The sequence below is a fragment of the Nocardia elegans NBRC 108235 genome, from assembly GCF_001612845.1.
In the GTDB taxonomy this organism is placed as follows: Bacteria; Actinomycetota; Actinomycetes; order Mycobacteriales; family Mycobacteriaceae; genus Nocardia; species Nocardia nova.
In genome coordinates, this window is record NZ_BDBF01000006.1 from 1 (window position 1) to 23368 (window position 23368).

General features: G+C 69.6%; 14 protein-coding genes. 5 read left to right on the forward strand and 9 right to left on the reverse strand.

Going from position 1 to position 23368, the window contains the following annotated elements:
* Positions 1-398: 398 nt before the first annotated feature.
* Positions 399-884: an SRPBCC family protein gene (locus NE2_RS04885; RefSeq protein WP_063024247.1), complete on the reverse strand. Its 486-nt coding sequence runs from the start codon at positions 882-884 to the stop codon at positions 399-401.
* Positions 881-1243, reverse strand: coding sequence for an ArsR/SmtB family transcription factor (locus NE2_RS04890; protein WP_063024249.1), 363 nt, complete (start codon positions 1241-1243; stop codon positions 881-883). Before NE2_RS04890 ends, NE2_RS04885 begins: the two co-directional genes overlap by 4 nt.
* Before the next feature lie 99 nt (positions 1244-1342).
* On the opposite strand from NE2_RS04890, the gene NE2_RS04895 reads away from it, so the two are divergent.
* Entirely contained in the window at positions 1343-4318 is a 2976-nt protein-coding gene (locus NE2_RS04895) for a type II toxin-antitoxin system Rv0910 family toxin (RefSeq protein ID WP_063024251.1), read from the forward strand.
* 9 nt (positions 4319-4327) lie between these two features.
* Here the strand turns inward: NE2_RS04895 and NE2_RS04900 are convergent, their stop codons facing one another.
* On the reverse strand, positions 4328-4981 hold the full coding sequence (locus tag NE2_RS04900; protein WP_063024253.1) for an enoyl-CoA hydratase-related protein: 654 nt from the start codon (positions 4979-4981) through the stop codon (positions 4328-4330).
* Positions 4982-5026: 45 nt separating this feature from the next.
* On the reverse strand, positions 5027-5647 hold the full coding sequence (locus NE2_RS04905) for a TetR/AcrR family transcriptional regulator (RefSeq protein ID WP_063024255.1): 621 nt from the start codon (positions 5645-5647) through the stop codon (positions 5027-5029).
* A gap of 189 nt (positions 5648-5836) precedes the next feature.
* Here NE2_RS04905 and NE2_RS04915 point away from each other — a divergent pair, with 189 nt between their 5' ends.
* Positions 5837-6571: a patatin-like phospholipase family protein gene (locus NE2_RS04915; protein WP_084493806.1), complete on the forward strand. Its 735-nt coding sequence runs from the start codon at positions 5837-5839 to the stop codon at positions 6569-6571.
* Position 6572: 1 nt separating this feature from the next.
* Here the strand turns inward: NE2_RS04915 and NE2_RS04920 are convergent, their stop codons facing one another.
* From NE2_RS04920 to NE2_RS04930, 3 genes are all read right to left on the reverse strand, one after another.
* Positions 6573-7931, reverse strand: coding sequence for a M1 family metallopeptidase (locus tag NE2_RS04920; protein WP_063024260.1), 1359 nt, complete (start codon positions 7929-7931; stop codon positions 6573-6575).
* Between the two features lie 13 nt (positions 7932-7944).
* Positions 7945-11991, reverse strand: a complete 4047-nt coding sequence (locus NE2_RS04925; protein WP_084493807.1) for a Pls/PosA family non-ribosomal peptide synthetase — start codon at positions 11989-11991, stop codon at positions 7945-7947.
* 439 nt (positions 11992-12430) lie between these two features.
* Positions 12431-14302 carry an APC family permease gene (locus tag NE2_RS04930; protein ID WP_228816897.1) on the reverse strand — a complete coding sequence of 624 codons (1872 nt, stop codon included), beginning with the start codon at positions 14300-14302 and terminating at the stop codon, positions 12431-12433.
* Positions 14303-14822: 520 nt separating this feature from the next.
* Between NE2_RS04930 and NE2_RS04935 the strand changes: the two genes are divergently transcribed.
* A complete protein-coding gene (locus tag NE2_RS04935; RefSeq protein ID WP_063024595.1) occupies positions 14823-16085 on the forward strand; it encodes an MFS transporter in 1263 nt (420 codons plus the stop codon).
* Between the two features lie 110 nt (positions 16086-16195).
* The gene (locus NE2_RS04940) at positions 16196-17941 is read left to right on the forward strand and encodes a serine/threonine-protein kinase (protein WP_063024597.1); all 1746 of its coding nucleotides are present in this window, start codon (positions 16196-16198) and stop codon (positions 17939-17941) included.
* Positions 17942-17978: 37 nt separating this feature from the next.
* Here NE2_RS04940 and NE2_RS04945 read toward each other — a convergent pair whose 3' ends face one another.
* Positions 17979-18974, reverse strand: coding sequence for an SMP-30/gluconolactonase/LRE family protein (locus tag NE2_RS04945; protein WP_228816735.1), 996 nt, complete (start codon positions 18972-18974; stop codon positions 17979-17981).
* Between the two features lie 289 nt (positions 18975-19263).
* Between NE2_RS04945 and NE2_RS04950 the strand changes: the two genes are divergently transcribed.
* Positions 19264-21561 carry a hypothetical protein gene (locus tag NE2_RS04950; protein WP_146165350.1) on the forward strand — a complete coding sequence of 766 codons (2298 nt, stop codon included), beginning with the start codon at positions 19264-19266 and terminating at the stop codon, positions 21559-21561.
* Between the two features lie 29 nt (positions 21562-21590).
* Here NE2_RS04950 and NE2_RS04955 read toward each other — a convergent pair whose 3' ends face one another.
* The gene (locus NE2_RS04955; RefSeq protein WP_063024268.1) at positions 21591-23348 is read right to left on the reverse strand and encodes a DUF3556 domain-containing protein; all 1758 of its coding nucleotides are present in this window, start codon (positions 23346-23348) and stop codon (positions 21591-21593) included.
* Positions 23349-23368 lie beyond the last annotated feature (20 nt).

The window sequence follows — 23368 nt, forward strand, 5'->3', positions numbered from 1 at the left end:
CGCGGCGAAGACCACACCACCGAGCTGCCGCTGCTTGGTCGCCTGCGCGAGCGCGAACCCGCCGAGCAGCCCACCGGCGGCGAGCGCCGACGTCGGCACCGAAGAAATTCCGGCCATACTCACAAACCTCCACCACACATCAACCCGAATCGGGACAGCGACCGGACGAATGCACCGCAGGGCGCGAATCCGGCCACGCCCCATTGTTCACCGCGCCCCAGGACCGGCTGGAGGCAGCCGATGCGTGCCGGCACGGACTGCACCGAAGCCATGCCTCCGCACGGTGCTTCCGCGCCGTGCCCGCTTGTGCCTCACAGCCGGGTCTGCGTCTACCTCAGCGCTGAACCGATTCACCACTGCCGCCGCCGCGATGGGGGCGCGGAAGTGCGCGCCGCAGCTCAGGCAGCGGCCGCGGCGGCGCGTGCGTAGGTGTCCGCCAGGCCGGGCCAGCCGCCCGGCGAGCCGACCGCGTCGCGCATGGATTCCCACCCCTCGCCGTGGTTGGCGAAGTCGCCATGGACGAGGGTGACGGCGGTGTGGGTGGAATCGACAGGGATGAAGGTGACATCGACGCGGCTGGTCAGGGCCGGGTCGGGTTGGTATTTCCAGTCCAGGGAGATGTCCCAGGAGAACGCGAAATGGCCGGGACGGTCCCATACGAGGACACGACCCCACGGGCATTCGGTGCCGTCGGCCTCGCGGCCGAACAACCGTCCGCCCACGCGGGGTTCGACCACCACTTCGGCCAGCGGCCCCGCACCGATGTGGTGTTCGCGGGGCCACCAGCTGTCCATGCCGGTGGTGAAGACGTCGAAGGCGGTATCGATGGGCGCCTCGACGGTGAGTTCGACGCGGACCTGGGTCTCGCTGGTTTGCTGTGTCATGACTGCTCCTCGAATGTGGTTGTCCCGTTGCTTGTTTCGATCGATTGAGCGCGTGCGGCGGCCTCGGCCCGGTCGCGAAACGACGACATCGCCGTCGTCCAGAACCGGGTGAAGTAGCCGCGCAGGGCGTCGATGCCGTTCGGATCGAGCCGGTAGATCCGGCGGGTGCCGATCGCCTCGTCGACCACCAGCCCCGCCTGTTTGAGCACCTTCAGGTGCTGAGAGACCGCCGGACGACTGACCGGGAGTTCGGCGGCCAGCTCACCGACGGCGCAGGGTCCGCGCCCGAGTCGTTCGAAGATCGCTCGCCGGGTCGGATCCCCGAGAGCGTCGAGCGCACCATCTTGGTAAGTCCCCACGAACCGTAAGTCTAGACTTACGTAACGCAGGTCACAAGTCTTTGACGCCCCGAAAGAGCGGGTGATTAATTGTCTCGGGACGCAACAAGGAGGTTGTCGGTGTCGCCATTGCCGGGATCGGATCGAATCCGCGCCGCACGCACCAAGCTCGAGGCGGGAAATGCCCTGTTCGCGGCGGTGCGCAAGGATCCGCGCATCGCACGTGACCTGATCACCGGCCTGGTCGGCGCCGCTCGATCGCACTCCGCCCCGGCGGCCACACCGGCCGAAGAGGCAGACGGTTATCTCACGCCCGCCGGTGTGAGCGACTACCCCCGTTCCGCACATGCTCGCCGCGGCATTCGGGTGGCACCCGATGCCGTGGCGGCCTATCTCTCGGATCTGAACCGGCTGGCCGACTGGTTCACCCTGCACGCCGGCTGGCGCGGCGAGGCACCCGGCGCTGTGCGCGAGGGCCTGACGTTCACGCAGCAGGCGCTGGTGATGGGCATCCCCGCCGAGTTGCGCTGGACGGTCGTCGAGGCCGGCGAGCGCGGTTTCGCGCTGCGCGGCGAGGGGCCGCAGGGAGTGCGGCTGGGGTATTGGCTGACCGTCGCCGGTTCCGGCGCCGAGGCGACGGTGTACTTCGATGCCGGGCTCGGCGGCCCGCCCGTCGAGGGCCCGCTGGGCGCGTCGGTGGCCCGCAGCCTCGGTGAGGCGATGGAGCAGTCCCTGGCCCGGCTACCCGACGCGATCGCCGCGGCCGGACCGGTGAAAAAGCGTGCGGCACAGCCCATTCGGCATCGTGCCTCGGGCACCGAGATCGATCCCCGGACCCCCGTGCTGGTGGGCGTCGGGCAGATCACCCAGCGCACACCGGATTCCGGTTACGGCGATCCGGCCGCGCTCGCGGTGACCGCGTTGCGGCGCGCCGCGGCCGATACCGGCGCCGGAGAGGAGCTGTTGCGCCGCGCGGACGCGGTGTTCGCGGTGGCGTGCACATCGTGGCAGTACCGGGATATGGGGGCGGTGATCGCGCAGCGCCTGGGCGTGGCCGGTATCGACACCGCGCAGTCGAGTCCCTTCGGCGGCGACGGCGGTCAGCTGGTGATCAACGAGGCCGCGGCAGCGATCGCGGCCGGTGAGTACGACATGGTGCTGGTCACCGGCGCGGAGGCCGGAGCCACGCAGGCCGCCGCCCAGCGCGCCGGTGTCGAGCTGTCGTGGCCGCAGCAGGGTTCCGAGGTCGCGCCGACCCGCTCGATCGGCATCGACAAACCGGCCAACAATCCGGCCGAGACCGCGGCGGGCCTGATCGCGCCGATCAACATGTACGCCCTGCTGGAGTCGGCGAACCGGCATCGGCTGGGCCGCAGCCCCGGCGATCACGCCGAGGCCGTGGCCGAACTCTGGTCGCGGCTGTCGGCGGTGGCGGCGCGCAACGAATACGCCTGGCAGCCCGAGGAATTCGACGCCGACCGGATCGCCACCCCCGGTCCGGACAATCGCATGGTGTCCACGCCCTACACCAAACTGGAATGCGCGAATCTGACCGTCGATATGGCCAGCGGCATCGTGGTGTGCAGTGCCGCGGCCGCGCAGGAGGCCGGAATCGCGCAAGACAAGTGGATTTTCATCCACGCCGGCGCGTCCGGGCACGACGAGTGGTTCACCAGTGAACGCGGCGAACTGGCGGCCTCACCGGCGATCGCGACGCTGGGCCGGGCGGTGCTCGAGCACAGCGGTATCGGCGTCGAGGCGCTGACCCACGTGGATCTCTACGCCTGCTTCCCGGTGGCGGTGCAGATCGCCGCGCGCGAATTGGGGCTGGCGATCGACGATCCGGCCCGTCCGCTGTCGGTGACCGGCGGCCTGACCTTCGGCGGCGGTCCGGGTAACAACTACGGCGGCCACGCGGTGGCGACGATGGTGCAGCGGTTGCGCGCGGAACCGGGCACCTTCGGCCTGGCGAGTTCGCTGGGCTGGTACGTCACCAAACACGCCTTGGGCGTGTACTCGTCGCTGCCGCCCGCCCAGCCGTACCGGCATCTGCGCCCGATCATCGAGAATCCTCCGGCGCGCCCGGCCCGCAGCACCCACGACGGGTCCGCGGTGGTGGAGGCCTACACCGTCGCCTACGCTCGCGACGGGCAGCCGGAAGCGGCGATTCTGAGCCTGATCGAACCCGCGGGCAGCCGTATTCTGCTGCGCAACACCGATTCCGAGCTGATCGCGCAATTGGTCGACGGCGATCTGCTGGGCCTGCCGGTGACGGTGTCCGGCCACGACATCAGCGTCGAGGGTCGCGAGCGGGTGGAGTTGCCGGCCCCGCCCGCCCCGCCGGTGCTGGTGGAGCGTCGCGGTCCGGTCACGATCATCACCTTGAACCGCCCGCAGGTGCGCAATGCCGTCAATCTGGCCACCGCCCTCGGGCTGGAACGGGCCCTGGACGCCTACGAGGCCGATCCGTCGGCGCAGGTCGCGATCATCACCGGCGCGGGTGGATACTTCTGCGCCGGAATGGATCTCAAGGCCGCCTCGCGCGGCGAGACGCCGATGACCGAGAAGCGCGGCCCGCTCGGTATCACCGCGAGACCACCGGTGAAGCCGTTGATCGCGGCGGTCGAGGGACCGGCCCAGGCCGGTGGCTGCGAACTGGCGCTGGCCGCCGATCTCGTAGTGGCAGCCCAGGATTCGACGTTCGGGATCCCCGAGGTCAAACGCGGACTGGTGGCCGTCGGCGGTGGCGTCTTGCGGCTGGCGCAGCGGTTACCGCGGGCGGTGGCGATGGAGCTGGCGCTGACCGGTGATCCCATCTCCGCCGAACGCGCGGCGGCACTGGGACTGGTCAATCAGGTCACCGAATCGGGGAAGGCCCTCGACGCCGCACTGGAGCTGGCGCAGCGGATCGCCGTGAACGCGCCGCTGAGTCTGGCGGCGAGTAAACGCATTATCGACGAATCACCGGACTGGTCCACCGATGTCGCGTTCACGCGCCAGCTCGAGGTCTCGGGCAGTGCGCTGTCGTCGGAGGATGCGGCCGAGGGTGTGCTGGCGTTCGCGCAGAAACGCACGCCCGAGTGGAAGGGCCGCTGAGCAGCGCGATCAGGCGGTCAACGCGGTGTAGGCGCCGGCGTAGAACACCGATTTGATCGATCCCAACGTGCCTTGGTCCTTGGCGCCGAGTGGGGCCAGCAGCGCGGTGGCGGTCTCGACCTCCGTACCCGCGGCGGCGGTGGCGTCGACCAGACCGTATTCGTGGGCTTCGGCCCCGCCGAATCGTCGTCCGGTGAGCACCGCGGCGGTGACGGCTTCGGCCGACAGCTTGGCCTGCACGAGCGCGGCCAGCGCCGGGGTGAACGGCACGCGGATGTCGACCTCGGGGAAGCAGAAGTAGCCACGATCGGCGCGCATGACCCGCTGGTCGTGCGCGAGGGCGAGCATCGCGCCGGCGCCGAAGGCGTGACCGGGCAGGGCCGCCACACTCGGCACCGGCAGCGTGAGCACCCGCGCCAGCAGCCCCTGCACCTGTTCGACGTACCACGGGGCGCGCTCGCTGTGGGCGCCCAGCCACTCCAGGTCGAGTCCGTTGGAGTAGAACTTGCCGCTCGCGGTGGTGATCAATCCGGTGGCGCCATCGGCGAGCACGGTGTCGAGGTGAGCGTTCACGGCGGCGAGGAACTCGGGTGAGAAGCGGTTCTCGCCGGCGCCGAGGTCGAGGACGGCGACGGTGTCACGGTAGGTGAGAGCGGGGGACATCGGATCTCCTTCGGTGTTTCGGTGTAGCCGGAGTTGTGGCGTTGGTCAGTGTTTCGGTGGTGGTCCGGCGCTGACGGCGGCACGGACGGCGGCCCGCAACCGCATCCGGGTGTCGGGGTCGGCGAGGCGGTCGCGCGACAGCAACAGCGCGGTGGGCAGATCGACGATGCAGGCGGTGATCACCTCGACCGCGCGCCGGTCCTCGCGCTGCCACAGGTGCGCCGACAACGTCCGCATCACCGCGACGAGCCCGTGGTGCTGTGCGCGCACCTCGGCGGCGACACTCTCGGGCAGCTCCGTGGCGAGGACCTCGTCGTGACGCAGCATCGTCACCAGGCGGGACGAGGCCGGATACCGTGCGGAGAACTCCGCGGGCGCCTCGGCCGCGCGCACCACCGCCTGCACGGCGGCCTCGCTGCCGGACCCCTCCGCCAGCGCCTCGTCGACGAGTTCGTTCTGCACGTCCAGGAACCGGCGCGCGGCGCGAATCCACATGCGCGCCACCAGTTCCGCGCGCGAGCCGAAACTGTGGTAGATCGCCCCGTTCGACATGCCGCTGGCAGCAGCGACCGCGCGAATCGTCACGGCGGGCACACCCGCGGCCACGGCGAGCGCTTCGGCATGGTCGAGAACGACATCGAGGTCGTGGATGCGAGGGCGGGGCACGACCTCACCATAACAGAGCAGTTGCTCTATTACTCGGTGGTGTGCGCCACATGCGTGAGGGAGAGCGCGCCGGTAGTGTCGCGCTCATGTGTGCCGCACTCTCGCCCGACCGATTCCGCACCGCGTTGGTACTGGGCGGTGGCGGTCCCGTCGGGATCGCGTGGATGGCGGGGGTGATGGTCGGATTGCGTGCCGCCGGGATCGATCCCGCGCGCGGACCGGATCGTGGGCACGTCGGCGGGGTCGGTGGTCGGCGCGGTGCTCGCGGCGGGCGGGGATCTGGAACACCTGGGGGCCACCCGGTCGTCGGGCGGCGAATCGTTCGCCCCGGATCCACGCCGACTCGCCGAGATCTTCTCATTGCGAACCACACCCGGCGACGCGCGCGAGATCCGCCGCCGCATGGGCGAATTGGCGCTGGCCGCCGAGGCCGGAGATCCCGACGCCCACGTCGAACGCATCGCCCGGCTGGCCGGTGTCACCGAATGGCCGGAGGCCGACCTGCGCGTCACCACGGTCGATATCGGCACCGGCGAACTGCAGGTGTGGACCCGCGACACGGCGGCGACGTTGCCGCAGGCGCTGGCCGCGAGTACCTCGGTCCCGGGTGTCTTCCCGCCGATCCCGATCGGTGATTCCCGCTATTTCGACGGTGGCGTGCGCTCGGCCCTCAATGCCGACCTGGCCGCCGGCGCGCAGATCGTGGTGATCATGGAACCGCTGGCGCACATGTTCCCCCGCACCCGCACCGATCGCGCGCACGGCGCGGAGACCGAGATCTCGATCGCCCCCGATGGCGAGGCGGTGGCCGTCTTCGGCATCGACGTGTTCAACCCGGCCGCGTTGACCCCTGCCTACGAAGCCGGGTTGCGCCAATCCGCTGACGCGGCACGGCAATTGGCCGACGTCGGATTCGACGCTTGAGTCAGCTGCCGACCGCGCCCAGCCCGTGCTGCGGCAGCTCGGGCAACGCCGCGCGGTAGAGCCAGCTGTCCCACAACTCGCGCAGCGGGGCGGGGCTGTAGTGGCCGGCGAGGTCGGTGAAGTCCTCGGCGGCGACGGTGCCGTAGCGGTGCCGGGCGGTCCAGTCGCGCAGCAGGGAGAAGAAGGCGTCGTCGCCGAGGCGCAGGCGCAGCGCGTGCAAGGTGAGGGCGCCGCGTTTGTACACCCGGTCGTCGAACATCGACGCCGGTCCGGGATCGCCGATCACGAGATCCTGCGCGGACCGGGCGAGGTTCTGGCGGGCAGCGCGGGCCAGCTGGTCGGCGCTGGGCCCGCCGCCGGCCTGGGACCAGATCCATTCGGCGTAGCAGGCGAAGCCCTCGTGCAACCAGATGTCGCGCCACTGCCCGACGGTGAGGCTGTTGCCGAACCACTGGTGGGCCAGTTCGTGCGCGATGAGTCGTTCCGCGCCGCGCTGCCCGTCGCAGTGGTTGGCGCCGAAGATCGACAATCCCTGTGCCTCGATGGGGATTTCGAGCTCGTCGTCGGTGACGACGACGGTGTAGCCGGGAAACGGGTAGGGCCCGAACCGGCGCTCGAATTCGGCCATCATCTGTGGTTGCCGGGCGAAGTCGTGGTCGAAGGCGGTGCGCAGCCGCGGCGGTAGCACCGCGGTCATCGGCACCTTCGTGAGGCGTCCGGCGTCGATGCGGTGGGCGCGATAGGGTCCGATCTGGATGGTGGCCAGATAGGAGGCCATCGGCTCGGACTGCTCGTACACCCAGGTGGTCTGGCTGGATTTGGTGGTGCGAGCGGTGAGCACGCCGTTGGCGAGCGCGTGATAGGGGGAGTCGGTGGTGATGGATATCCGGTAGCTCGCCTTGGAGCTGGGGTGATCGTCGCACGGGAACCAGGACGCCGCGCCGTTGGGCTGGCTCGCCACGAGCACACCGTCGGTGAGTTCCTCCCAGCCGACCTCACCCCACGGCCCGCGCACGGGTTTCGGGGTGCCGCCGTAGTGCACCACGATCGACAAGGCCGCGCCGGGCGGGACCTGGCGCGCGGGTGTGATTGTCAACTTCCCGCGGGTGTGGGTGTATTTGGCGGGTTTGGCGCCGTCGACGAAAACCTTTGCCACACTCAGTGTTTGCGACAGATCCAGTGCGAACCGCGGCTGCACCGCGGTGGTCACCGCCGTGATGGTGGCCCGCCCGGTCAGCCGGTTGGCGGCGACCTTGTACACCAGGTCCAGTTCGTAGCGCGAGACCCGATAGCCGCGGTTGCCGTTCTGCGGCAGATAGTCGTCGATCGGCGCCTCGGCGCCACCTTTGCCCAGCTTCACCGACGACCTGCCTTCACTTGCCGCGCCGGGTATCCGGCCACGGCGCAATCGGATTGCCCTGCCACCGGGTCGACGCCGGGACGGTGTCCCCGCGCATCACCAGCGACGCCGGACCCACGGTCGCACCGGCGCCGATGCGGGCCGCGGGCAGTGCCACGCAGTGCGGGCCGAGGGTGGCTCCGGCCTCGAGGGTCACGCTGTCCATGGACATGATCCGATCATGGAACAGATGTGTTTGCACGACACAGCCGCGTTCCACCGTCGCTCCGTCGCCGAGGGTCACCAGATCGGCCTCGGGCAGCCAGTACGATTCGCACCACACTCCGCGCCCGATGCGCGCGCCGAGCCCGCGCAGCCAGATGTTCATCACCGCGGTACCGGTGGCCGCGCGCGCGAACCACGGAGCGGCAACGGTTTCCACGAACGCGTCGCATACCTCGTTGCGCCACACGAACGAACTCCAGAGCGGATGTTCCACCTTCCGGATACGTCCGACGATCAGCCATTTCGCCGCCACCGCGCACGCGCCGGCCACGGCGCCGGCGATCAGCAGCACCACACCGGAACAGAGTGCGGCCAGCCAGTATCCGGGCCCGGAGGCCAGCCAGGCCAAGGCGAACAGCACACCGAGCCCGATGCCGAAGCTGAGGATCACCGGGATCAGCCGGCAGGTCTCCACGAGCGCGCGCGCCAGTTTCAACCGCAGCGGCGGATCGAAGGTGCGCGCGGTGTCGGAATCGCCGGCGGTGCGGCGCAACCGCACCGGGGGGCTGCCCAGCCACGACGAACCCGCCTTCGCCTTCTCCGGAGCCGCCGACAACACCGCCACCAAACCGTTCTTGGGCACCCGCCGTCCGGGCGCGGTCATACCGGAGTTACCCAGAAACGCCCGCTTTCCCACCTTGGCGCCGCCGATGTGCATCCAGCCGCCGCCGAGTTCATAGCCGGCGATCATGGTGTCGTCGGCGAGGAAGGCCCCGTCGGCGACCTTGGTGAATTTCGGCAGCAGCAGCACCGTCGACGCCTCGACGCCCTTGCCGACGTCGGCGCCGAGCAGCCGCAGCCACAGCGGAGTGAGCAGGCTGGCATACAGCGGGAACAGGAAGGTGCGCGCGGAGTCTGTGAGCCGTTCGGTAGCCCAGGCCTGCCAGCCGACGCGACTGCGCACCGGGTGGTAGCCCTCGGTCAATCCGATCGCGAGCACGCGGATCGCGACGACAGTCACCGCGGCGAAGACCGCGAGCACGATCAGCGCGGCCACCGGCAGCATCAGCATCGCGTGTGCCAGCGCCCCGGTCAGCGTTGTTTCGTCGCGGATCCACCAGGCCAGCAGCAGTCCGCCCGCGGCCAGGGCGATCACCGGCAGCGCCGACAGCAGCACCGAGGTGACGCCGAAGGCGAGCACCCAGTGCAGTGCGCGCGGCGGTGTGCCGGCGGGCCAGCGATGTTCGGCGGGACCGACTTTCACCGCGGGCGATCCGGCCCAGCTCTGGCCGGCTTTCACCTTCCCGAATACCGCCGAGCCCGGTTCCACGACGGCGTTCTTGCCGATCACCGCGCCGGGCATCACCGTGGAGCGGGAACCGACCACCGCGCCGGGCCCGATGCGGATTTCCCCGATGTGCACGCGGTCGCCGTCGATCCAATATCCGGCCAGGTCCACTTCCGGTTCGACGCTGCAGCCGTCGCCGAGTTCGAGCATCCCGGTGACCGGCGGCAGCGTGTGCAGGTCGACGCCACGCCCGATGCGTGCCCCCAGCGCGCGGGCGAACGGCACCATCCACGGTGCGCCGGAGAGGTTTTCCGCGCCTGCGGCCTCGGCCATCCGCACCGCCGTCCACAGGCGCAGATGGACCGAGCCGCCGCGTGGGTAGCTGCCGGCGCGCACGCCGCGCAGCAGGATGCGAGCGCCGGCCACGCAGATCGCCATCCGGCCGGGCGGTGAGATGAACAGCACGAATCCGGCCAGCGCCCACCACCACGACAGTCCCGGCATCCACGGCAGCGCACCGAAGCGAGAGGCGATGTTGGTGACCACGCCGAGCCAGGTGAGCCATTGCAGGCCGGTGAGGGTGGTCAACGGCACCGAGGCCAGCACCTGGAACCATTGCGCGCGCCGCGGGGTCGGGGTGACGTGGCGGGTGGGCGCTTGTTCGGTGGGGGCGGCGGCGTCGATGAATTCGGCCAGCGCGCCCAGGCGCGGATGATCGTAGAGGTCGGCGACGGTGATCTGCGGCAGCCGTTCGCGCAGCGCGGTGACCAGTTGCGCCGCCGACAGCGAACCGCCGCCGAGGTCGAAGAAGTCCGAGTCCAAGCCGTCGACATCGGCGCCGAGCACCGAATGCCACAGTCCCGCAAGCCAATACGCGGTGCCGTCCAATCCCGCGCCGGGTTCGCCGTCGGCGCCGGGCAGCGGCCACGGCAGCGCGTCACGGTCGACCTTTCCCGATGTGCGCGTGGGCAATTCGTCCAGCACGGCCAGCCGGGGCACGAGGGCCGCGGGCAGCCGTTCGGCGAGCAGTTCCCGCGCGTGCGACAGGTCGATGCCGTCGTCGCCGGTGGACAGGTAGCCGACGAGGATCGGGGTGCCGGTGGCGGTGGTGCGCACGGCGGCCGCGGCGGCGGTGACGCCGGGCAGATGTTGCAGCGCGGCGTCGAGTTCGCCGAGTTCGATCCGCCGTCCGCCGACTTTGACCTGGTCGTCGGCGCGGCCGAGGAAGATCAGCCCGGCGGGGTCGTTGCGCACCATATCGCCGGAGCGGTAGGCGCGCTGCCATCCGAGGGTCGGCATCGGCGCGTACTTCTCGGCGTCCTTGGCCGGGTCGAGGTAGCGGGCCAGCCCGACGCCGCCGATCACCAGTTCACCGGCTTCTCCTTCGGCGACCGGTGTGCCGTCGGCGTCGACGACGGCCAGATCCCAGCCGTCCAGCGGTAATCCGATGCGCACCGGCGGGGTGCCGGTGAGTTGCGCCGCGCACGCCACCACGGTGGCCTCGGTGGGGCCGTAGGTGTTCCACACCTCGCGGTCGTCGCTGCCGGCGAGCCGCTCGGCCAGTTCCGCGGGCACCGCTTCGCCGCCGAAGATCAGCAGCCGCACCGCGTCGAGCGCTTCCGGCGGCCACATGGCGGCCAGGGTGGGCACCGTGGACACGATGCTGATCTCGCGGCGCACCAGCCACGGTCCCAGATCCATCCCGCTGCGTACCAGCGCGCGCGGCGCCGGCACCAGGCACGCGCCGTGCCGCCACGCCAGCCACATTTCCTCGCAGGACGCGTCGAAGGCCACCGACAGTCCGGCCAGCACCCGGTCGCCGGGCCCGATCGGCTCCTGCTGCAGAAACATTCGCGCTTCGGCGTCGACGAAGGCGGCGGCGTTGCGATGGGTGACCGCGACCCCCTTGGGGGTTCCGGTGGAGCCGGAGGTGAAGATGATCCACGCGTCGTCGTCGATCGTGGGGCCGGGCGCGTCGGGATCGGCCGGCGCGTGGTTGCCGTCTCCGCGCGGGGCGGTGCCGTCTCCACCGACGGCGGTGTCGTCCGGGCGCATGGTGGTGTCGTCTCGGCGCACGGCGGTGATGCCGTCGGCGGTGACGACGGCGGCGACCGCGGCCTCGCCGAAGACCAGTTCGGCGCGTTCCTCCGGGTCGTCGGCGTCGACGGGGACGTAGGCGGCCCCGGCGCGCAGGACGGCGAGGATGGTCACATACAGCCGTGCGGTTCCCGAGGGGATCCGCACTCCGACCCGGTCGCCGCGGCGGATTCCCGCCGCCTGCAACTCGGTTACCGACGTGTCGATCGCCGCGAGCAACTCCCGATAGGTCAGTACTTCGGTGCCGTCGTCGACGGCATCGGCGTCGGGGTGCGCGTGTGCTGTTTCGGCGAGGATGTCGACCAGTGTCCGGGGCTGCGCCGCGGCGGCCCCGCGCAGCAGCGGCGAGGCGGGAGCTTGCGCCGTGGGCCGGCCGGAGTCCGGGGCGGCGACCTCGGGCGCCGATCTTCCGTCGGTACCGGTCACCGCCGAGGCGGAGGGGCCGGCATCTGCGCGGGTTCGGGAGTCCATCGCGGTAGACCTCATCGGAGCTTCGGGGGCCGCCGCGGTCTCGGAGTGCGTCGATGCTTGGGAGTCCGTCGATGCTTCGGAGTCCGCGGAGGCTGTGGGCTCGGGGGGCTCACCATTCGTGTCGCTGCCCGAGGGCGCGGTGAGCGGCGCGTCGGTAGCGCCCGCGCCCGACTGCGAACCGACGATCACGTTGCTGCCTGCCTCTCCCGTTCCCGGCTATCGGACGTCCGGTTCTCTCACATTGGGGTTACCGTTGCGCAAACACCAGCTGTCCGGTTCACGCGCGTCCGGGCCGCCACAGCCCCCGACGATCGCACCGTCGGCCCGCCCTATTGTCCCAACACAACCGCGCGTGGGCTCTCGCGGGGGCGACGGGCGTGTTCGCCCGCGATATGCCGGGCTCTCGCCGACCACGCACCGGCCCCCTGCGAGCGCCCGGTCAGCTGTCGACGTGCACGTGCGGGCGCTGATTCGGATCCGCGACGGCGCGCCGCAGGATCTCCCGGGTCACCGGCGCGACCTCGCCCTCACCGACGAACAGGAATTTCAGCAGGTTGAGCAGCGGATTGCCCTCGGTCCATTCGAAATACACGTGCGGATTCATGCCGGTGCGATCGCGTATCGCGAGCAGGATCGCCGCGATCGAGTTGGGCACCGCGGCGGCTTCGACGGAGAGGATTTTGTAGCAGTCGATCTCGACCGCGCTGACGTTGAGGTCGGTGGAGAATTCCGAGGCGTCCTTGACGATCACCTCGAGGAACAGGATCGGCTCCTTGGCGGGGATGTGGCTTTCGATCCGCTGTTCGGCTTCCTTCTGCCGGTAGTCGTCGGGCCGGCGGGCGTCGACGTCGTCGAGGTCGTGGGTGACGATGCGGATGGTGCCCGAGGCGGCGATCTTATCGATGAGCCAGGCCGCCTTGTCGTCGAAGTCGACCTCGATGGCCCGCAGTTCGAACGCCCGCCGCGCCCGTGAGACGAACGACACCACGATGATGGCGATGATGAACAGCGAGGCCAGCTGCACGCCCTCGGGGCGTTCGATGATATTGGCGATGGTGGTGTAGACGAATACGGCCGCCACGGCACCGAATCCGAAAACCTTGCCGCGCTGGCGTTTTCGTGCCGCGGACAGGGTGACGGCGACGGCGGCGGAGGTGATCAGCACGAGCACACCGGTGGCGTAGGCGCCGCCCTGGGCGTCGACGTCGGCGTCGAAGTACCAGGTGATGCCGAAAGCGATCACCGCGAACACCAGCACCAGCGGACGGGTGGCGCGCGCCCATTCCGGCGCCATGCCGTAGCGGGGCAGATACCGCGGCACCAGGTTGAGCAGTCCGGCCATGGCCGAGGCGCCGGCGAACCACAGGATGGCGATGGTGGAGATGTCGTAGACGGTGCCGAATCCGTTGCCCAGATACTCGTGGGCCAGATAGGCCAGCGCGCGGCCGTTGGCGGATCCGCCGGATTCGAATTCGCGTTCCGGGATCAGCACCACGGTGATGAAGCTGGTGACGATGAGGAATGCGCTCATGATCAGCGCGGCCGTGGTCAGCAGTTTGCGCGCGCCGACGATCCGCCGCTCCGGGTGCTCCTCGGTGTCGCCGGGGCCGCCCTTGATCTGCGGCATCACTGCCACACCCGTTTCGAAACCCGAGAGTCCGAGCGCGAGTTTGGGGAAGACGAGCAGCGAGATGCCCACCATCGCGAAGACGCTGCCGTGCTGGGCGGTCATGGCGTGGCCCCAGTCGACGACCAGGTGCGAGGCGGTGGCGACCTTCCACACCCCGACGACCGCGACCACCAGGTTCAGTGCCAGGTAGACCCCGACCAGCCCGATCGCGATCCGGATCGCCTCGGCGAATCCTTTGAGAAAGATCGCGGCCAGCAGTGCCAGCAGGGTGAGGGTGATCGCGAGCCCGTGCCCGTGCAGCGCCTGCGGCACGAACGGATTCTCGACGATGTGGGCGGCGCCGTCGGCCGCCGACAGCGTCATGGTGATCACGAAGTCGGTGGCGGCGAATCCGAGCAGGACGAGGATGAACAGTTTGCCGGTCCAGCGGGGCAGGATATCGGCGAACATGGCCAGCGATCCGCCCCCGTGCGGGGATTCGCGGGCCACTCGCCGATACACCGGCAACGCGCCCAGCAACGTCAGCGCGACCAGCACCAGCGTCGCCAGCGGGGACAGCACGCCGGCGGCCAGGGCGGCGATGCCGGGCTGATAGCCGAGGGTGGAGAAGTAGTCGACACCGGTCAGGCACATCACCTGCCACCACGACCGTTGATGCTGCTCTTCGGCCTGCTTCACCATCGGGCCGGGATGGCGGGAGTAGCGGTCCTCGTCGGCGCCCTGCAGCAACCAGTCCGTCAAAGCCGAACGCGGTCGTCCGGTGGCGGTGGCGGTCACGTGATCCCCCTCGGGAGCATCTGTCCGGGCAACCCGGAGTCCAGCGATATCCGGGTCAATGTACGTGGGCCGCCACCGGAGCCACGCATTCCGGATGTCGTGCGCGGCAGCACAAAACGGCAAATCAGACACATAATCCGGCAAATCCGGCGCAGGACCGGCCGATGACTCCCGTTCACCGGCCGCGTCGCGCTGTGAGCGGAGTCACCCACCCCGATATCATCGCAGGTGGTTCCCACCGATCGAGCCGGCCGCGCTGTCTGCGTCCGGTTTGCCGGACCACCCACCGGGTACCCGAGTGTTTCGTGTCCCACGTCGCGGCGTCGCGGCCGGGCGCGCAGCAACCGAAAACAGGTGAGGAGGAGCGCGCGTGAGCACCAGCCTGCCGCACGCCCAGCAACGACGTTCGGTGGCCGCCGCGGCCATGGGCAACGCCACCGAGTGGTACGACTACGGCGTCTACGCGGCCACCGCCTCCTATCTGACCGACGCGTTCTTCCCCGGCTCGCTGGGCACGCTGGGCACGCTGCTCGGTTTCGCCATCTCCTTCGTGCTGCGCCCGATCGGCGGCATGGTGTGGGGCCCGCTCGGCGACCGGGTGGGCCGCAAACTGGTGCTGGCCACCACGATCCTGCTGATGGCCGCGGCCACGGGCTGCATCGGCATCCTGCCCACCCATTCGGCGGTGGGGATCGCCGCGCCGATCCTGCTGATCCTGCTGCGCGTCGTGCAGGGATTCTCGACCGGCGGCGAATACGGTGGCGCGGCCACCTACATCGCGGAATCGACCGATGAGCGCCGCCGCGGATTCCTCGGCAGCTTCCTCGAATTCGGCACCCTGTCCGGATTCGTCGGTGGCTCCACGGTGGTACTGATCCTGCAGGTTCTGCTCTCCGACGCCGCGATGGAATCGTGGGGCTGGCGCATTCCGTTCCTGCTGGCGGTGCCGCTGGGCCTGATCGGCTGGTATCTGCGCAGCAAGCTCGACGAATCGCCGGTGTTCACCGAGGTCGCCGAGCATCAGAAGGCCCAGGGCGGGCTGCGGGTCCTGCTGCGCGACTACCGCCGCGAACTGCTGACCATCGCCGGACTGGTGGTCGCGCTCAACGTCGTCAACTACACGCTGCTGGCGTATCAGCCGACCTATCTGCACAACACCCTGGGCATGGGCGATTCCGAGACCACGGCGATGGTGCTGGTCGGCCAGATCGTGATGGCGCTGGTGCTGCCGGTGTCGGGTGCGGTCTCCGACCGGGTGGGCCGGCGGCCGATGTGGCTGGTGTCGCTGGTGGGGCTGGCGATCATGGCCATCCCCATGTACTGGCTGATGGCTCAGGGCGCGGCGTGGGCGATCGTCGGCTTCGTCGTACTGGGCCTGCTCTACGTTCCCCAGCTGTCCACGATCTCGGCGACCTTCCCGGCGATCTTCCCGACGCAGGTGCGGTATGCGGGATTCGCGTTGGGCTACAACATCTCCACCGCCGCGTTCGGCGGTACCGCACCACTGATCAACGAGTCGGTCATCGACGCCACCGGCTGGCATCTGTTCCCCGCCTACTACATGGTCGGCGCGTGCCTGGTGGGCCTGGTGGCGTGGTTCTTCCTGCGCGAGACCGCGGGCGTCTCGCTGGCCGGCACCGAGGTTCCCGACGCGGCCGACGAGGAACCGGTTCCCCAGCCCAGCTAGAGCTTCCGGAGCTTGCCTAGGTCCACCGCTTGCGGCGGATGCCGCGCTCGTGTGTGATCGAGCGAGCCCGCACGCGGCAGGGCACGGCCCGGAAGGAACGACAAGTCCAGATGCTCCCACTGGAGTCCGGTGATCCGGCGACCATCGGCCCCTACCGTCTGCTCGGGGTACTCGGCTCCGGCGGAATGGGCCGAGTCTATCTGGGCCGCAACGCCGGTGGCCGCACTGTCGCGGTGAAGGTGGTGCGACCGGATCTGTCGGATGATCCCGAATTCCGCACCCGGTTCCGGCGGGAGGTGGCCGCCGCGCGGCGGGTGACGGGCGCGCATGCCGTGCCGGTGCTGGACGCCGATGTGGAGGCCGAGCGGCCGTGGCTGGCCACCGGGTACGTGGCGGGGTTGTCGTTGCGCGAGGCCGTGGACTCGTTCGGGCCGTTACCGGAATCGGCGCTGGTTCCGCTGGCCGCGGGCCTGGCGCGGGCGCTGGCCGATGTGCACGCGGCCGGGGTGGTGCACCGCGACCTGAAACCGTCCAATGTGCTGCTGACTCTCGACGGGCCGCGGCTGATCGATTTCGGTATCGCGCGCGCCGCCGACGACGGCACGCTGACCACGACCGGCAAGGTGATCGGTTCGCCGGGTTATATGGCGCCGGAACATATTTCGGGCGATGCGCCGGTGGGGCCGGCGGTCGATGTGTTCGCCCTCGGCGGGGTGCTGGTGTATGCCGCCAGCGGCAGTGGGCCGTTCGGTTCGGGTGATTCGATCCCGATGCTGTGGCGGGTGATGCAGGAACCGGCGCGCCTCGACGGCCTTCCGGCGGCGTTGCGTCCTATCGCGGGAGCATGCCTGGACAAACAGCCCGGTAATCGGCCGACGCCCGCCGAGGTCGAAAGGCAGTGTGCGGCATTGGGTGACGCCCGGTCGGGGTGGTTGCCGGGACCGATCCTGGAGGCGATCAGCCGTCAGGCGGTGATGCTGCTCGATCTGGATTCCGGTCCGGTGCCGAACGATCCGTCGGTCACGCCGCAGAGCGCGCCCGACCTTCCGTCGACGCTGATCGGCTCCGGCGCCGCAGGGCACCCGCACACGCCCGTGCCGCCGACCGAGGCGTCACCGCCCACCGTACGACGATCGCATCCAGGCGATGCGGGCCGGTCATCGACCTTCACCCCGGGCCACTTCCCGAACACCGGTATGCACGGGCGGACGGGTCCGTGGCCCGGCGCGCCGTCGCAACCGTCCGCACCATGGACTTCCCACGGCTACACCCAGGCCGGGGCACACGCCGAAAGCCCTCCCGCACACAGCAATAGGTCGCGGCGCCGGATGGTGATGCTCGGATGCCTGGCCGTGGTTTTGGTGGCGGCGGCGGTGATCAGTGCCACGCTCGCCTTCCGCAGCGCGTCATCGGATCGGCCGGCGTCTGCTCCCGGCACCGAAACCTCGGTCGAGACCGCGGACACGTCGGCTTCGGAGGCCACCACCGCCGAGACGACGGCCGCGGGAAGCGAGCTGGCGGCGCTGCCCGCCGATTACGCGGGCACCTGGAAGGGCACCGCCACCGACGGGCTGGCCACCTACGACATCGTCGTCACCCTGCGCGCGGGCGCGGTGGGCACGGAACTGGGTACGGCGAGCAATACCGGCCGGACCAGTGGTCTCACCTGCCGGCGCGCCGAAACCCTCACCTCGGCGAGCGATTCCGCGATCACGCTGCGGGCCCGCTTGGTCTCGGGCGCGACCTGCATGGACGACGGCCAGTCCTCCACCCTCACCCTGAACCCGGACCACACCGTCGCCTATTCGATGACCGGCCCGATCGGCGCCATCACGGGGACGCTGCGGCGCCAGTGAAACCGGCCGCGGCACAACGGTTGTCGCCTCGACCGCCTCATGACGGCAGGCGCACCACCGCGATCGCCGGTTCGCTGAGGCTGCCCAGGTACAGGGTGCCGTCGGTTTCGGCGACGCCGGTGACCATCGCGTACCGGTCGGGTTCGCGCTGCAGGTCGTGGACGAGGGTGCCGTCGAAGTCGTAGGCCTGTACCCAGACGGTGCGGGCGGGTTTGGGCTGCAGGGCCGGCGGGATGGCGCGCACGAGGCGGCGCAGCACACCGGGCAGCGGAAGCAGCGTGTCCAGCACCGGGTTTCGCGGTGTGACGAGCGCGGCCCAGACGAGGCCATCGCTGCCGAGCCCGAGATTGTCGGGGCAGCCGGGCAGGTTCTCCACCAGATGGTCGGTCTCGCCGGCGCGGGGGCCGGTGAGGTAGTGGCGGGCGATGCGGTAGCCGCCCGTTTCGGCGACCAGCACACAGGAGCGGTCGGGGGCCAGGACGATCCCGTTGGCGAATTGCAGTCCGTCGACCAGGGTTTCGACCCGGCCGTCGGGGCTGCGGCGGAACAGCCGGCCGGTGCCGGAGTGTTCGAGGATGTCGCCCATGTAGTCGTCGAGCGGGTAGCGGCGGCTGGATTCGGAGAAGTACACGGTGCCGTCGGTGTCGGCGACGACGTTGCTGGCGAAGTTCAGCGCTACGCCGTCGACCCGGTCGCACAGGGTTTCCAGGGTGCCGTGCGGGCGGTCCAGGCGCAGCAGTCCGCGCTCGGCGTCGCAGATCAGCAGCGATCCCTCGGCCTCGGCGTGCAGGCCCAGCGGCCGACCGCCGGTGTGGGCGATCTGCTCGACCACACCGGTGGCCGGGTCGACCGCGAGGACGGCGCCGTCGGCGATGCCGGTGACGACCCGCCCGTCGGGCGCGAGCACCACATCCTCGGGACCGTCCCCGGGCAGTTCGAGCAGCCGCAGATCGGACATGGGCGGATCGCTGTGCGGGGCGCGCGCCCGGGCGGGCGCCGGCGGGGGAGTCCACCGGGTCGGCTGGAAAGACATGACTCACCTTATCCACCGGGCGCCGGCCCGAGGCGTCACCACCTTCGGCGCAGGCGGGTGATCACCCCGGTGTCGGCGGGCAGGCCCGGCGGTCGGCGGTGCACAGTAGTCGCCGCGCCGAGCGAGTCGATGGAATCACCTCGAGCGCAACGGGTTACGGGCTTCCCAGCCGGCCGTACAGTGCCCGGTGATCATCAGCGCCGGCGAACACGTCGATGCGCTGTCGGCATGTGGCGGCGCCGGCGCGTGGTTCCGCCGGTCCTGGTTTCGGTTTCGACGGGATAGTGGTGTGACGAGTGTCAGGGCTCCGGAGCGAAGCGGCGCGGAGGGCGATTTCTGGGATACGGCGCGGTGGCGGCCCGCAGTCGTGGCCGGGCGCTGGGCGCGTTGGCTCGGCGCGAGCCGGGGACGACGGGTCGCGGCGTGGCTGCTGCTGACGGTTCTGTTGCTGTGCGTCGCGCCGATCGGTGTGGGTGCGGTAGCGACCGCGCAGTCGCGGACCGACGCCGCGGGTGCCTCGACAATCGATGCGATCGGCTGGATGGACGTGCGGGATTCGTCCGGAACACCGGTCTCGGACTACGTCTTCGCCACCAACCACGGCAGCCTGCTGCATCCTGGGAACACGGCACTGTCGACGGTGCTGGATTTGGAGTTCGCCGGTTTCATGGCGATCGCTGTCACCGCGATCTGGCTGATCGGGTACGCGATCAGTTTTCGCTGGCTCCAATTGGTCTCGGTGCCGCTGACCGAGGTCGCCGATACCCTCGCCGGTCAGATCGGCACCCCGATGGTCATGACGGTGGCCGCCAGTGTCGGCGCGTTCTTCGTCGCGTGGTTCGTCCTGCGCGGGCTGTTCAGCAAGGCCACGCTGCAGGTGCTGACGATGCTGGCGGTCGCGCTGTTCGGGGTCGGCTATCTCGCGCATCCGATGGCCGACGTGCTCTCGCCCCACGGGCTGCTCGCCGAGGGCCGCGATGTGGGCGTCGCGGTGGCGGCCGGGCTGAACGGTGATGCGAATCCGAACCCGCAATCGGTGATTGCCACGATGGAGAACACTCTGGCCGACAATTTCGTGCGCCACCCGTTGCAGGTCTGGAACTTCGGGCATGTCGTCGATCGCTCGCCGGCGTGCCGGGCCGAATGGTCGGCAGGAGTCGCGGCGGGCAGTGATGCCCGTGTCGCGAGCGGCATGCAGCGCTGCGGCGATACCGCGGCCTACACCAAATCTCAGAACCCCAATGCCGGGCAGGTCTGCACCGGTCTGCTGCTGTTGCTCTTCGCGGCGGTGCTGCTGCTGTTCGGGGTGTATCTGTCGGGCAAGATCGTGGTCGCGGCGGCCGAGGCGATCTATCACGCGTTCATGGCGATATTCGGTTTCGCGGCAGGCGGTTTCGTCTACGGGCCGACGCAGACCTTCCTGGTCCGCAATCTGGTCGACGCGTTCGTGTCGGCGGGCAAGATGGTCGCGTTCACCATCTATCTCGGTGTGTACGCGCTGGTGCTCGACGATCTGTTCCGGCAGACCCCCGGGCAGGGGATGGAGGTGATCTTCGTCGGCGGTGCGGTGATGGTCGTCGGCGTGGTGTTGTTGCGCCGAGTGGGCAAGAACGTCGCCGCGCGCGGCAATCAGGCTGTGGCGCGCATCGGTTCGGTTCTCGCCGGCGGTCAGGCCGGTGCCGGTGGTGCGGCTGCGGCGACGGCCGCGGGCGCGCCCTCGGGTTCGGAGCGGCTGCTCACCGCGCTGGCGGCGATCAATACCGTCAACGCGAACCCGGTGGCCGAATACATGATGGGGCGCAGGCGTTTTCCGCTCAGCTCGCGCTCGCGGCTGCGGCAGGACGCGGAGACGGCAAATATGCGCATCGCCGCGGAGTCGGGGCGCCGAGGCTGGATCCTGAATTACAACCGGACCAGGGAACAGATCATCGACTCGGCTCGCTCGGCTGCCGGCGAATACGGCCACACGCCGCTGGGCGCAGCGGTCGCGGTGGATCGCGTCGTCGACCGCGGCGGCGGCCTCGGTGACGCCGATTCCGCCCTGACCAGCGCCGGTTTCACCGACAAGCAAATGCGTCTGGATGCCATTCGCGCCTACAACTACCGCACCAGCTGGGGCCCCAACATGTGGGACGGAGACAAGCACCTCGGCCAGGCGATCGCCTCGATGAACGTCCTCAAACTCGGGCGTACACCGGCGAATGTGGCGTTGTTCCAGCGCACGGCGCACCGGCTGGCCAACCGCCGGTTCGCCGACCCGCAGTTGCGGTTCAGCAGTTTCGACGCCGAAGAACAGGCGTTGTTGCGCGCCTACTTCGCCAACCCGACCAAGCCGGTGATCGAACGAATAAACCAGGTCGCCACCGGTTCGGCGACCACGCTGCCCGGAATCACCGGCACCGTCGAACCCGAACGCGCGGCATTGATGAACCGCTTCATCAATGTGCATCTCAGCCGCAGCTATCTCGCGGCCGCGCAGGCGGAGGATCTGCCGGCCGCGTCGGAGATTCTGCGGAAGATGGCCTTGCCCGAGTACTGGCTGGGGACCAGCAAACTGACTCCGTCCAAGGCCATTCCGACGTTCTGATGCCGATCGATCCGTCGCCGAGGATGTCGTCAGGGAGCTGGGTGCGAATCCGTGACGGCCGGGCCGGCGGTGCTGGTGACGTGGACGGGAAGGTCGTCGGCCCACGGCTGGCTTTCCACCATGTCGGCGACCCGGACTGTGCCCCTTTCGAATTCGCCGGTGGCGGCGTCGACGAGGCGGTAGGCCTGGACCTGGGTGTGGATGGGCTGGGCGTCGAGCAGTACGACACGCACTTCGCCGGGTTCGAAGTGGCAGCGTTGCTGCAAGGCGGCGATGAGTTGTTCGTTGTGCATGTGCCCGTCGCCGAAGTTCCAGCCGATGGCGGTGCTGCAGATGCGTTCACCGTCGGTGATGGTGTATTCGTCCTCGCGGCCGGCGGGCATGGCGCGGTGCACGAGGGTGAACAGGGCGCGGCCGTGGGTGTTCATGGCGCGGAAGGCGTAGCCGAGATACAGCGGGATCTGGGCCCGGTCCTTGCCGTAGTAGCGCTCCATCTGCGCCTGCGGCATGCTCGCGATCGCGACGATGTTGCGGTCGATCTTCTGCGCCGCCGAGGGTTTGACGCACCACACCGTGGTGTCCCAGTTGCCGGCGTAGTAGCGCATCCCGGGCAGGAACGAGATCCGGGAGGGCAGCAGGTTGCCGGTGATCACGATCGCGACGAGGACCGCGAACAGCAGCACCGGCAGCCAGGGATGCGTGGCGTCGGCGAAGCCGATGTCGGCGTGGGCGACGAACAGCACCCCGAGCCCGAACATCATGAACACGTTCCACTCGAGCGGTACGCCCATCGGGATGGCGGTCAGGATCGCCAGGTGGAAGCACAGCAGGATCACCGCCGCCACCGCGGTGGGCCAGCCGCCGTGGGAGAAGAACAGCACGATCGGCGCGCACATCTCGACCGCGGTGCCGCTGTGGGCGACGAATCGCGACAACCAGCCCGGCCGCAGGTCGTCGGGGAAGTCGGCGAAGAAGCGGCGCTTCAGCCATCGCGGGCGCACGATCGGGCTGTTGGACATCATGGTCGAGACCACGAACGGGAAGTGCCGGTTCAGTTTCGAGGTCGCCGCACCCATCCAGATGACGACGAAGACGAGTTTGGCGGCGAGGATCGCATCGGCGCCGCCGAACAGGAACGCCACCGCCAGCGAGCCGTAGACCTCGCCGCGCGCGGCCAGGAAGATCACCTTGTCGCGCAGTCCCAGCACCGCCAGCACGGCGACGACGAGGCCGACCTGCCAGGCCGGCAACAGTCCCACGGTGGTGTCGAGAGCGGGAATCGGGCCGGTGCCGTCGGACAGCAGCGCCCACAGCAGCACCACCAGCAGCAGTGCGTAGAGCGCGGCGTCGACCGGGGTGCGGGCGGTGCCGCGGGTCAGCGGGACCACGCGCGGCCACGGTGGAAGCCGGATCGTTCCGGGCCGCAGCCAGTACAGGATCGATCCCATCGGCGGGAAGTAGCGGTTGTTGAGCGGCCCGAACCCGCAACCGAGCCCGATCACCTCGAACAGCATCGTGTAGAGCACGGCTTTTTCGAACACGATCGGTTCCGACCACCAGCCGCCCACATCGGTGAATCCGTCGATGCCGCTGGTGCTCAGCGCGAACAGCCAGCCACCGAGGATGTAGAGGCAGATCTTGACGACGTAGAACAGATGCAGCACCACCGGTGTGCCGAAGCCGACCTCGGCCCAGTGCCGCGCCATGAGCCGGATGCGCTCACTGCGGCCGCTGTTCTGCCACTGCTGTTGATCGACGACCGGCAGTTCCGGCTGAACGAACCCCATCAATCTCTCCGTTCCCGCGT